This window comes from Pseudoalteromonas sp. MMG005 (assembly GCF_018101015.1).
Lineage (GTDB): Bacteria > Pseudomonadota > Gammaproteobacteria > Enterobacterales > Alteromonadaceae > Pseudoalteromonas > Pseudoalteromonas aurantia.
This window is the reverse complement of record NZ_JAGJEK010000022.1, coordinates 31077-43727: the sequence shown is the minus strand read 5'-3', so window position 1 is coordinate 43727 and position 12651 is coordinate 31077. Positions and strand designations below refer to the sequence as shown.

The 12651-nt window shown below is 40.5% G+C and carries 13 protein-coding genes; 3 read left to right on the top strand and 10 right to left on the bottom strand.

The window, feature by feature from the left end; genetic code table 11:
* Positions 1–73: 73 nt before the first annotated feature.
* The 8 genes from J8M01_RS17260 to J8M01_RS17225 all read right to left on the bottom strand — a co-directional run bounded on the left by J8M01_RS17260 (position 74) and on the right by J8M01_RS17225 (position 7294).
* A complete protein-coding gene (locus tag J8M01_RS17260; protein WP_211058775.1) occupies positions 74–1507 on the bottom strand; it encodes an imelysin family protein in 1434 nt (477 codons plus the stop codon).
* Positions 1508–1742: 235 nt separating this feature from the next.
* Positions 1743–3737, bottom strand: a complete 1995-nt coding sequence (locus tag J8M01_RS17255; RefSeq protein WP_211058774.1) for a TonB-dependent receptor — start codon at positions 3735–3737, stop codon at positions 1743–1745.
* Between the two features lie 124 nt (positions 3738–3861).
* Entirely contained in the window at positions 3862–4125 is a 264-nt protein-coding gene (locus J8M01_RS17250; protein ID WP_192510047.1) for a hypothetical protein, read from the bottom strand.
* 160 nt (positions 4126–4285) lie between these two features.
* Entirely contained in the window at positions 4286–4537 is a 252-nt protein-coding gene (locus tag J8M01_RS17245; RefSeq protein ID WP_192510046.1) for a hypothetical protein, read from the bottom strand.
* A gap of 5 nt (positions 4538–4542) precedes the next feature.
* Positions 4543–4947, bottom strand: coding sequence for a DUF1761 domain-containing protein (locus J8M01_RS17240; protein WP_192510045.1), 405 nt, complete (start codon positions 4945–4947; stop codon positions 4543–4545).
* 85 nt (positions 4948–5032) lie between these two features.
* Positions 5033–5560, bottom strand: coding sequence for a response regulator (locus tag J8M01_RS17235; RefSeq protein WP_211050086.1), 528 nt, complete (start codon positions 5558–5560; stop codon positions 5033–5035).
* A complete protein-coding gene (locus J8M01_RS17230) occupies positions 5560–6789 on the bottom strand; it encodes a HAMP domain-containing sensor histidine kinase (RefSeq protein WP_211058773.1) in 1230 nt (409 codons plus the stop codon). The genes J8M01_RS17235 and J8M01_RS17230 overlap by 1 nt, the downstream gene beginning before the upstream one ends.
* A gap of 106 nt (positions 6790–6895) precedes the next feature.
* A complete protein-coding gene (locus tag J8M01_RS17225) occupies positions 6896–7294 on the bottom strand; it encodes a DUF4440 domain-containing protein (protein WP_192510042.1) in 399 nt (132 codons plus the stop codon).
* Positions 7295–7437: 143 nt separating this feature from the next.
* Here J8M01_RS17225 and J8M01_RS17220 point away from each other — a divergent pair, with 143 nt between their 5' ends.
* Positions 7438–8502: a ketoacyl-ACP synthase III gene (locus J8M01_RS17220; protein ID WP_192510041.1), complete on the top strand. Its 1065-nt coding sequence runs from the start codon at positions 7438–7440 to the stop codon at positions 8500–8502.
* Positions 8503–8569: 67 nt separating this feature from the next.
* Complete coding sequence (locus J8M01_RS17215; RefSeq protein ID WP_192510040.1) at positions 8570–10039, top strand: aminoacyl-histidine dipeptidase; 1470 nt, start codon at positions 8570–8572, stop codon at positions 10037–10039.
* Positions 10040–10370: 331 nt separating this feature from the next.
* On the opposite strand, the gene J8M01_RS17210 is transcribed toward J8M01_RS17215, so the two are convergent.
* Together J8M01_RS17210 and J8M01_RS17205 are read right to left on the bottom strand one after the other, a co-directional pair.
* Positions 10371–11738, bottom strand: coding sequence for a leucyl aminopeptidase family protein (locus J8M01_RS17210; RefSeq protein ID WP_211058772.1), 1368 nt, complete (start codon positions 11736–11738; stop codon positions 10371–10373).
* A gap of 59 nt (positions 11739–11797) precedes the next feature.
* The gene (locus tag J8M01_RS17205) at positions 11798–12169 is read right to left on the bottom strand and encodes a hypothetical protein (protein ID WP_192510038.1); all 372 of its coding nucleotides are present in this window, start codon (positions 12167–12169) and stop codon (positions 11798–11800) included.
* A 94-nt stretch (positions 12170–12263) separates the two neighbouring features.
* On the opposite strand from J8M01_RS17205, the gene J8M01_RS17200 reads away from it, so the two are divergent.
* Positions 12264–12443, top strand: coding sequence for an oxidoreductase-like domain-containing protein (locus tag J8M01_RS17200; RefSeq protein WP_211058771.1), 180 nt, complete (start codon positions 12264–12266; stop codon positions 12441–12443).
* The last annotated feature ends 208 nt before the right edge of the window (positions 12444–12651 follow it).

Sequence of the window (12651 nt, the reverse complement as noted above, 5' to 3'; positions counted from 1 at the left end):
TGCAAAATTGCAATGCAGAAAACTGAAAAAGGCTGACGTTGCATCAGCCACTATAGAAATTAAAGGATATGTATTAGATATCTTCTTCCGTATCACCTTTAAGTGAGTTATCAATTTCTAAGCCAAGCGCATCAACCGCTTTTTGTATCAATTCTGTTTGCTTTACAAGCGCTTGAATCGTCGCATAGACATCTTGCTTATTTTGTTCATTTTGTATTTGAACATCAAAAGACATGCCGAGCTTAGCTGTGTTATCAATCACCGAAGCCGTCGCCATCGTTGCTTCAAAAGCTGCACGAAGCTCATTTGCTAGTTCATGATGCCCTTTTACAACAAGCAGATCATGAATACTGGCACCTATAAGTGCTTCACCATCGATTTTGGTGTAAGAACCTGAATAATGATTTTGAACACCTTTTGCATTTAACCAAATATCTCTATGTGTATTATCAGAAAAACACGAATGTTCATCTTCTTGACTATCAGTTCGAACCGCAATGCTCATACGCTCACCCGCTAACTCACCGAAGCTCAAGCGACCCATACTTTCAAACATCGATGCTAGACTCTTATCAACATTTTCTGCTTTTGTATATTCACTATAGTGAAAGCCAGGCCCTGGTTTCCATGCGTTAACAACGTTTTGCAAATCATCCACCAGCAAATCAGCTGCTGCAATTAGAAATTGTGCTCTGCGCTCACATACAGCATCTTGTGCACCTTGTTCACCAGATGTACATGTTCTGCCATTTGCTTCATCAGCTGGGATGGTTGCGGCGGTATAAAAATCAGTAACAGGGCGGTGACCAGCTGTGTAATCTCGGTTTGCGGTGTAAGTAAGGTCAGCGTTTAAATCTTGCCCCCAAAGTAAGAACTCAACTGCATGGTAACCTGAAGTGACATTAGCTTCTTCCCCATCTAATTCAAATTTTTCTTGTAGAAGTGCTTTGGTGATAACAGGGAATGACGTTACGTCATGAATAATATTTCCACCATTTTGATAGACAGCAGCGTTGCCACGACCTTCGTTACCATCCATATCAATCGTATAATCAATCAAAGCTTCAGCTAAAGGCCACGCATTAATTGCACCTTCTGGACCTTCACCATCGACAAGCACCCATTCACCTGCTTCATTTTTTGTTAACGCATCGATAGGGCCTTCACGGAATCGATATACCTCAGTTTGACCATAAGGTTCTCTCGCTGCTAACCATGCTGATTTCGCCGCAGTAAAATTAGCCTCGGTAGGGTTTTGAACTAATTCATTAACTTTTTCTTGTAAAAATTTAGCGGCGATCAGTGAATCGGCAAATGCGGCATATGCATGTTGCGCATTTGTGTTAACAACATCTTGTGCTGTCACGAAATTACTGACACCGGCAACGCCTTGTTCACCCTGAACACCAGCGGTTCCAACTGTGCCATCTTTTCCATCATCACCACTACATGCAGCTAGTACCGCAGTACAAACTAAAGTTAACGCAATATTTTTAATATTTTTCACAATTATCCCATCTTTTTTTATTAGATTGTTTCACCGTGCGAAATACTAACCAATAAAGAAGGTGCATTCAATAATTATTTTCATTTAGATTTGCATTATAGATATAATTATTCTTTCTTTGTTTTAGATCAAAGTTTTCTTATAAGTTGCGGCACAACACTGGGGAAATTGATATCAATAGGTATCTAGATTGGCAGGTTTATGTATGAATTAAAACTGAATATTCGCTTTAAAATCAAAATGTATAGCTGTATTGTAAACGCAAGTTCCGTCCTTTTGCAGGAAGCTGTCCATCAAGCATTCTAGGGTCAAATACAACATAGCCTTTATCAAATAGATTTTGTGCCTTTAGCTGCAACGACTGGACAGGTGATAATTGCCAAGTAACACTTGAACCAAAAACAAAATAGGCCGATTGATTAAAATGTGGAGAAACGCTCAGATCAAGCGATTCAACAAAAACGCTATCACGCCAAACTGCATTAAGACTCAATTGAAAATCTAAGAACTGATGTGTTAATGCCAATGCACCAAAGCGTTTAAAACTGGCATTAAACGGTTCATCGAATAATTGTGTATAGCCTAGTTCAAACCATGTGTTGTTCGACAAATTGAAGTTACCGTTGAGCTCCACACCCTGCATACTTGTTTCAAACACATTATCGAAAGTAAAACGACCTTGCTCTGCATCAATCGGTACTAGGTTGATAAAGTCTTCTAGTTCATTGTCAAATACAACCACGTCAGCCTGCCACGAATCATACTGGGCATGCCAAACCAGCTCCGTTGTTTTAACATATTCAGATTTTAAGTTTGGATTGCCAATGGTGACATCGTCATTTGAATTCAACTCGTTACTCACAGGCGTTCTAAATGACTCCCCATATTGAAGCTTTACGGTATGGTGCTCATAAATATTATAAATAATCGCTAACCGAGGTGAGAGCTTATTATCAATGTGTTTCACCTCATCAAATCGAGCCCCTAAAAATAACGTCGTATGAGGGGTAATACCATACTTAACTTGACCATAAACCGCATATGAATCAAATGATTGTAACAGACCACTAAAAGCATCGTAATCGTAGACCGTCGTTAATCCATTTTGATCATACGGTTTATCAACGTAAACATCGCCACGTTCAAAATCGAAATAGCTTGTCCTGATCCCTGCTTTCGATTGCTCTTCTTCCGAATATTCAGCGCCAAAGTTCAATACAAGTTCAGCATCAAATGTGTAAGAAGCATCTAACTTAATGGTGGCATCTTGTGTTTGCCAAGCTGGACCTACAAAAAAGTCACTCTCTAAACCCAATAACTCGGCGGGTGCAATTAAGCCATTGCTTATTATTTCATGCTCAATAAATTGAACATCACTGGTTACCTGCCACTTTTCATTGCTTAACCATTGATGTGTCAAATTAAACGCAATATTTTCGCTATTGTGTTCATTCCCTACCGACCAGCCAGCTAAATTTACAAACTCCCGAAGTTTAGTTCGATTATGATGTATGGAAAGCCGTCCATTTTGCCATTTCATCCCCAACTCAACAAAATGTGTTTCTATAGGATCACGCACATTAAAAGGCATGTAACGCTCACCATTGCGTGTTTGCCATGATAAATTGGCATATACATCAATCTCTTCATTCAGTTGCTTAAACAGATTAACACTCCCTTCTACATGTCCTTGCTCTCCCAGCGCAACCGAGATTTGATTCGCATCTTGTTTTGTAACAACATTCATGACGCCTAGAAATGCATTACTACCATACAAAGCCGAACCAGGGCCGCGTATAAACTCAACGCGTTCAATAATTTCAACTGGAATAAAAGGCATGTACACAGAGGCTTTACCAAACGATGATTCATTTAGCCGAAGGCCGTTAATCATCACTAATACATTGCCACTGTCTAAATAAACACCGCGTGTGTGTTCTTTTGGAACTGCACCAACCCAATCACCCCGAGTAGATTGAAAGCCTGGCACAAAATTCATTAATTCATAGGCGCTATTTACACCTAATAAAGAAATATGCTGTTGATTGAAAACAGTGATACTCGAGGGGACGCTTGCGCGTGTTTCTGCCGTTTTGGTAGCTAAACTAATGTTTACATCAAGCAATTCTTCAAAAGATAATTCAAATAACCCCTCGTCAGAGTCCGTCTGAGCAAAGCTTGAAAGTGAAAAAACACACCCAGTTATAAACAATACTAATTTATTTTTCATCACATTCTCTATATTGCAAGAATGTTGCTCGCAATATAGAGAAACCACCGCACAGCAACCAATTCTACTTTAATAATACAAGCGATGGCTAACTGTGCAAGCTTTTAGCGGAGTTTATTGATATTTAAGCTGTTGCTGTAGACTGTTTGGCTTTAAAGTACTTATATAAGCCTATCAAAGAAGCCGCAATCCAGAATATCTCAATGACGAAGCTGGCCAAATTAAAGTTGTAACATAAGCTAATAAGTAAAAGAATGGCGCCTGATAAATTCATCAGATTATAAGTGAGGCTTTCTGGGTTTGCTTTCCCTAATTGCAACATAAAGAATGCGCCAACTACTAACCCAGTACCACTCATACCAATAACATCAAACAATAAATCGATCATGTCTTTTCCATCTGTGCAGCCGATACAATAATATCGGCAATAAAAGTCACCCAAACTGACTGGCCCGGTCCATGGGAAGGGTTATTTTCAATCGTTGAAACAGCACAAAACCGAGCAATCCTACCATTTAAGCATGTTAAATACAGGGCATTTGTCCGCTTCACTTAAACGTCACTTTACCCCCAATAATTTTTAATGCGGGTGTGCCACGGATCAAAGTTTGCCGAGAAAAAAGAGTATCACATTCAGGACAGTGCACTTGATCATGTGTAAAGTCTTTTGATATTCGCTCAATAAAGCACTTTACCAATGCCCCCTTCCCTCCTTTACGATATTTAAACAGAGTGGCTTTACATTTTGCACAAAAGATATCAACCGTTCGTGTCGGTCCTGATTTATTCGGTTTTGCCATTAATTTTATCCAGTAAGGCTTAACACAACAGCATTGAGTATAAACTGAACCGTGTGAAAGCCGCCATTAACCAACAAAAGTTTGAGTGGTCTTTGCTCGAAAATATAGCTAATTCCAAACGCCGCAGTAACAAAGCCAAGCCCTGTCAATAAGCCGAATACAACCGCACTCCAAAATGTCGGATCTTTACCTAGAAGCAGTGCCATCGAAAAAGATACGACCAGTGATAAACACATTGCAACGCCGTATATCAGTTTGGGGTCGCTATTTTTTAGGTCTAGTTCCGTTAAGCCACACCCCTCCATCCACATTTGTCCAAAAAGCCAAGATGAATACCATATCCCACCCAACATAAATGTAGATAAAGCAGCAAGTAATACCGCCCAATAATTAAGTTCAAGTATCTCCATGTCTCGTATCTCTTACGCACTATTATTTTAATTTAGTTAATAAACAGACCGTGATCAACCCAACATTCTCTCACTTTAATTTGATTTATCTTGGTGCAGGCTTCTTTTGTAGTTTCCGTTGCAACGTACGTCGATGCATATTCAATTGCCGCGCGGTATGTGAAATATTTCCTTCATTATTTTTGAGGACCTGCTGAATATGTTCCCACTCCAACCTCTCTGGCGACATAATCACTTCTTCGGTGTTCGTATTTCCTTTGGGGATCTGACCTGTTAACGCTTGTAATATAACTTGTGTATCTGCTGGCTTCGTCAAATAATCATCGGCCCCCAATTTTACTGCTTCAACTGCGGTGGCAATACTGGCAAACCCAGTCAAAAGAACCAGTTTACAATTCGGTAATCGTGCTTTAATTGGTTCAATAAAGTGCAAACCTGATTGCGTTGTCAATTTCATATCTAACAATACATAATCAGGCATAAACTCATCACAGGTAAGTAAAACCTTGCACTCCTCATTCACAATTGCACATTCAAAGCCATATTTACTTAATCTACGGGCTAACGTATTTGAAAAGGCGATATCATCTTCAATAATTATTAGTTTTTTCATTATTTGGCTAATTTTGCAGGGAGTAAGAGGCGTGTTTGAGCCCCTAAACTCATATGGTTTTCAATTGTTAGGCTTCCATTTAACCGTTCAAATGTAGCGTGAGAAAGTAACAACGCAATCCCCATTCCATCATCACTTTGTACAATTTCGTGACCCAACTCACTGAGTTTTTGCGGATCAATGCCTTTGCCATTGTCCACAATGGTCAATTGCCAACGGCTTTGCTGTATTTTACTCGATAATACAATGGTGCTATGAGCATTATGCTGATTAGCACGGGCCGCATTGCTCAAAATATTCAGTATTGCGGGGATCAACATCGGGTCAGAACTGACCATTAACCTACCAGTTTCATCAGAGCATTCAAGTTTTTGCTCTGGGTACTGAAGCGCCATTAACGTCACAAGCTCCGCCAAGACTTCCGAAACCAATTTAGCTTTATCAGAAGTACCTTCTTTAAAATTCTCCGTCTGTCGTCTAAAACTATTTAGTTGAGTTTTACATTGCGTAAGAGCGACTTGAATATCTGCAATAGCGGGATGCTCAGGCATATCCTCCTGAACCTCCTCAAACAAGAGATTTAAATTCGCGATGGGTGTTGCCAATTGATGTGTTGCTTGAGCTGCTGCACTGCCCAATGCCATAATTTGCTCACTTTTTAGTTGTTGTTCTCGTGCTTTTGCAAGTTTATGTTCTTTGTTTTGAATTTGATTTACTAACGCCATTACGACTGCAACAATCACAATAACGCTGAAAACAAAATTGACCAACATGCCTGTTAAATGTTGATGCATGTCCATATGATGTAAATGATGACTTGGCATAGTGACAAATAAATAGCCATAACTTGCTAATGCTAAACCTGCGACAATAACGACATAGTTTTTAGGTACGGTGACGGCAGCAATAACAATTGGCAACAGTAATAAAGACACAAAGGCATTACTCGCGCCACCAGACAGCGATAATAAGACGGTTAAGAACAACAGGTCAGCCAGTAATTGAAATAACATACCTGTAGGTGCCGCTTCACTGGTATTGCGATAGGCATAGACACTGACTAATTGGAATAAAGATTCAATACCAATGACCATAAACGCAGGTAGCAAAGTAATTTCTTTGTTAAAAAAGTAAGCCCCGCTTAACACCATTATTAGTTGTAGCGCAATCGCGATTGTTCTCAGTAAAAGTAATCGACCGATTGAAGAGTTAGGTGAAAATACTATCATGCCTATTTGCAAAACCAGATAACGAATTAAGCTCGTCACTTTAACTAACTCATGACAAATAACAAGCGATAGTCTATGAATGGTATGTGTTAGATCAAATAAAGTACTATTCGTATTGTAGTGCAAACTCTGGGCAAGGAGTTCCTTGGTGATAAATAAGTTGCCACTGCTCAGCGACCTTTTTCCATATCGACATTCTAATCGAATAATGCAAGGGTGCTCTAGCACTGTGCCGATATGCCGCGTGATAAGTGAGCTGCGCTATATCAGCACTCAACATTTGACCTATAAATGACTGATTATAAAACTGTGGCACTTTCTCACTGGGTAGCCTAGACATTATATGCGCTTTATTAAACATTAACCCATTGGCTGATATTTCGTGAAAATTAGGGCTAAGTAGCTGATCTAACCTATTCACTGACTGCCTTACACTTGGTTCTAATAAGATGCGTTCAAGTTCAACCAAATGTTCAAGTAAAGACTCAGATATTTTTGTCGTCATAACAAATAAGCGGGACAGTTTAACTAAAGTATTGAAAGTTTAGTTCACAGTTATATGCTTAACAATATCAACTGGCTTTGAAAAGCAATGTTTGCTATAAATGCGGGTTAGCCCGACTGGTCAGACAAGAATAGAGAACAATTATGATTTATGCCAAAATTACGGGCTGGGGGAAATGCATTCCTCCAGCAACCATTACTAATGACGAAATCAGTCAGATAGTCGAGACTAATGACGAGTGGATAACAACTCGAACGGGCATTAAAGAACGTCGCGTCAGTCATGTAAGCACCGCTGAATTGGCAACGGTAGCCAGTCAACATGCGCTAGCCTGTGCTGGTATCGATGGCTCAGATATCGACCTGGTATTACTGGCCACTTGCACACCATCTACGATGGTTGCTAATACCGCATCTTTGGTACAAAAAAACATTGGGGCACAAGGCGCAGCAGCATGCGATACCAATGCCGCATGCTCTGGATTTTTGTATGCCATACAAAATGCGACGGCGCAAATTCAAGCTGGTATGATTAAACGCGCGGTCGTTGTTGCAGCAGAGCGCATGACTTGGTATGTCAATTGGGCAAAACGTGATAGTGCGGTCCTTTTTGGCGATGGTGCAGGCGCTGTTGTGCTTGAAGCAAGCGAAACACCTAGCGGTCTGTTAGGGTCTAAAACCGGATGCGATAGCACTGATCGCAATATTCTTCACATCGAGAATTATGGTACCGATATGAATAAATATAATCCAACAGGCCCTTCTGAATTACTTTTTGAAGGTCGTGAAATCTTTAAACGCGCTGTAAAAGGCATGAGTGAAGCATGTGATGACGTGCTAAATCAAGCTCAATTAACCTTATCTGATATAGATGTTCTGGTTCCGCATCAAGCAAACTTACGAATTATCCAGGCAATGCAACAACGCCTTGATATAAACGATGACAAAGTCATGGTTAACATCGATAAATACGGTAATACCTCAGCTGCGACGATTGCCATTGCATTATGTGAAGCTGTAGAACAGGGGTTGATAAAGCCACATAGCAATATTATGTCTGCAGCATTTGGCGCAGGCTTAACATGGGCGGCAAGCTACATTAAGTGGGGTGAGCGCACAACCCCTATTAATATAAGTGACGCCAAACTGCCTGATACCGATAAAACGGGCCTACAGCTGATAGAGCATGCTGTAAAGGCATGTCAATAAAGTTATTCCTTTGTCCCCTAATCCAGTGGTAAAATAATAAAAACTTTACTCACTTAAGGGGACAACCTTGTTCACCCAACACACTGAAATCGCTCAACTTGAACCAAAGGCCATTTGGCAGTTCTTCGATCAAATTTGCGCTATTCCACATCCATCAAAATATGAAGAAGCGCTTGCACAATTCATTATTAATTGGGCAAATGAGCAAGGTCTGGACGTTCGAAGAGACCCTACTGGTAATGTTTTCATCAGAAAAGCAGCTACATCTGGCATGGAAAATATCACACCAGTTGTTTTACAAGCACATATTGATATGGTTCCACAAAAGAACGACGATGTTGATCATGACTTCACAACAGACCCGATCCGTCCATATGTTGATGGAGAATGGGTTACTGCAACTGGCACAACCCTAGGCGCAGACAATGGTATGGGAATGGCATCTTGCCTAGCTGTACTTGCTGCAAATGACATAAATCATGGCCCTCTTGAAGTGCTGCTGACGATCGACGAAGAAGCAGGTATGACGGGTGCCTTTGGCTTAGAAGCTGGCTATCTAGAAGGCGAAATATTATTAAATACCGATTCAGAACAAGAAGGTGAAATCTACATGGGCTGTGCCGGTGGCGTAGATGCTACGATCACCTTACCAATTGACAGAGTACAGGCTAGTGAACACCAAACCATTGTTACACTCACTTTAAAAGGACTCAAAGGAGGCCATTCAGGTGTCGATATTCATACTGGTCGTGCCAATGCTAATAAGTTGCTTTCACGTTTTTTAAAGAACCATGTTCAGAGCACCCCATTTCAGCTCATTAGCTTTAAAGGTGGTTCATTAAGAAATGCAATTCCACGAGAAGCTTATGCTGAAATATCGATCGCGACCTCTCAACTTACTGCTTTTGAAACTTCCGTCGATGAATACCTTCAACTTATCTCGCAAGAACTTGCCTCTATCGAAACAACTTTAACGTTCGACTGCACACCTTCATCCTCCACTGAATTACCAATGAGCGACGAAACTAAGCAGCGAGTTTTAGCGCTGATGAATGCATGTCCTAATGGCGTGATCAGAATGAGTGACGATATTGCTGGTGTCGTTGAGACATCACTTAACATGGGTGTGATCAATACACGTACCGACGAATTCGAAGTGCTGTGCTTAATTCGCTCTTTAATCGACTCAGGTCGCTCTGACGTTGAAGGGCACCTAAATTCATTGGCAGAGTTAGCTGGCGCCAACATCGTATTTTCAGGCGCATATCCGGGTTGGAAACCTGAGCCTGACTCGAAAATACTGCATATTTTCCGCGATGTGTATGAAGGTATTTACGGAAGAAAACCACATATCATGGTGATCCATGCCGGCCTTGAGTGTGGATTATTCAAAAAGCCTTATCCCGAAATGGATATGATATCTTTTGGTCCAACTATCAAGTTCCCCCATTCACCTGACGAAAAGGTGAAAATTGATACCGTTGGCCTATATTGGCAGCAAATGAAAGCGATATTAGAAAATATTCCAGCGAAATAACTGAAAGTTAGGTATACCCTTTACCAATATTTACTCATTATTGGTAAAGGCTCTGCTTACAATAGTCTTGGAATTTTTATTTAAACTGTTCGCTCTACAAAGCAAATGGTCCCTTTAGCCTTTGGTGTCCCTATTCTCTTCGAATCATGTATACTTGATGGTAATGTACAGACTTAAGTTAGGCTGACCTAGCAGAGCTGGTTAACGCGACTATTTATTTGGATCCGAAAACATAGACAACAAGACTATGTTTACCGCTTTGAATTATACCTTGAGCACAAGATATAGAAGCGCAAGAGTGCGATGTGTGGATCACCACACTCTTGCAATATTATGCCGAATAACGTTTTTCTAAATAAGAAAAGGTTGCACGTAAGCCTAACCCTTCCCCACCTGCTGGACGACCCGGTAATGAACGAACATTCCAAGCCATCACATCAAAATGTACCCAAGGTGTTTGTGCAGGTTCAACAAACTCTTTTAAGTACAGTGCAGCCGTGATAGCGCCACCAAATGGGGTTGAACCACAGTTAGAAATATCAGCTATTTCACTTTTAAATAATCCTTTGTATTGATCAAACAAAGGCAGCTGCCAAACGGGATCTTGATTAAGTAATCCCTGTTCAACAAGCCCACTTGCTACAGTGTGATCTGTACTAAAAAAGCCTGGTAACTCTGTACCTAACGCAACTCTGCACGCGCCCGTCAGTGTCGCAAAATCCATTAACAAGTCAGGTTTGTCATTTTGCGCTTCTGCGAGTGCATCACACAAGATCAAACGCCCTTCAGCATCTGTGTTATCAATTTCTACAGTAATACCTTTACGCGTTTTAATAACATCGCCTGGTCTAAATGCATTGCGTGACACCGCGTTTTCAACCGCAGGTACTAACACTCTTAGGCGTACCGGTAAATTAGCAGCCATAATCATTTGTGCTAAACCGATAACATGAGCAGCTCCGCCCATATCTTTTTTCATATTGCGCATACCAGCAGCTGGTTTTAAGTCCAAGCCACCCGAGTCAAAACAAACGCCTTTGCCCACTAGGGTGAGTTTTGCATGCGACTCATTCCCCCAAACCAAATCTAGCAACCGTGGTTTGTTATCACTTGCACGTCCAACCATATGCACTGTCGGATAATTATGTTCGAGTAACTCATCACCAATCAGTTCGTTAAACTGCCCATCAAAGCGCTCTGCTAGCTCAATCATTGTCTCAGCAAGATGCTGAGGCATCATATCTGCCGCTGGTGTATTCACTAAATCTCGAACTAAGTAAATTGACTCAGCTTGTTGATATACTTTCTTAAATATTGCCGCATCGCTGACTGCTAAGCACGCCTCTATTTTAGGTAACGATTTATAAGCTGAGAACTGATAAGCACCGAGAATAAAGCTAAGCGCCTGTTGCTCTACAAACTCATGTGCTCCTTGAATTTGATACTGACCTTTCGGTAATTGCTTAGCAAGATCTCCAGCTAACCACATGCTTTCCAGTTCATCCACTACACACAGGACCAACTGCAATTCGCTGCTATTCGCATCTGTAATGGTAAATACTGGTGATGATTGACTGCGACATGCATTAACTACATTCGCAACATATTGAGTTTGGTTGTTTAGCCAATTGTCTAATTGGGCTTTCTCAACAAAGTGTAAGGGTGTTCCTTGATCAGAGTGGACAAGTAATCCGCGCATAATACTCTCTATCTGGTAAATTCTAAATTTAGAATACCAAGTTACGCGTTCGAGATCACTTATTTACGGTTATGATTTGACTTGTTATTGACGGAAAAAGAACTCGGTAATACATCAACACCAACCCATTGTCCTAATTTTACGATCAATGGAATCGTAATAGGCGCAAACGGTAAAACAGCAAACACACCAAGACCAAGCCCTTTCAAAATATCGACGAGCTGCTTATTCGCCACCTTTAAGTCTGATTTATTTCCTTCCCCCATCGTATAGCGTTTATAGATTGTGAGCATCTCTTTTGTCTCTTGCTTTTCTTGAGCTAAAGCACCTTTAAGAGCCAACATTGTACGCCTCAAACGCACTTGTTGTTTTCGCTTTGTTATTTTTGCAACTCTCAACGGAGCCTTATGAACTACTCTAATTAGGCGCATTATCACTTATAAACACGTATGTATAATGAAGACAGTGTAGCAAAAGAAAGACCTATGTTACTATGTGATTTTAGTCTTAATTACTGCACGCATTATGTCTGAGCTTAATAATCAAAATACTGATACTCCCCTTCCAGAACCAACCAAGCCACGTTCTGATGATTGCTGTGGGGGCGGCAGTTGCTGTCCTTGTGTATGGGATGAGTACCGTGTCGCTCGAAAAGCATGGATAATAAGCGTTCAAAAGAGTGAAATATTGGAGAAATCTAACTAAACCTTTAGAAAAATACTGATTCCCCTCGATGAAAAGTTCAAAAAACAACCAAAAACCTCATTTAATTACATAAACTTATCAAAATATTTGCCTTTATTAAAAACACTGCTAAGTTTGAAAAGATGCAAATTTAATTTGCATCCTAAGTTAATGATATGTATATATTCAGAAGCTCAAATAATAATACCGAGCTCTATTTAACTTATGA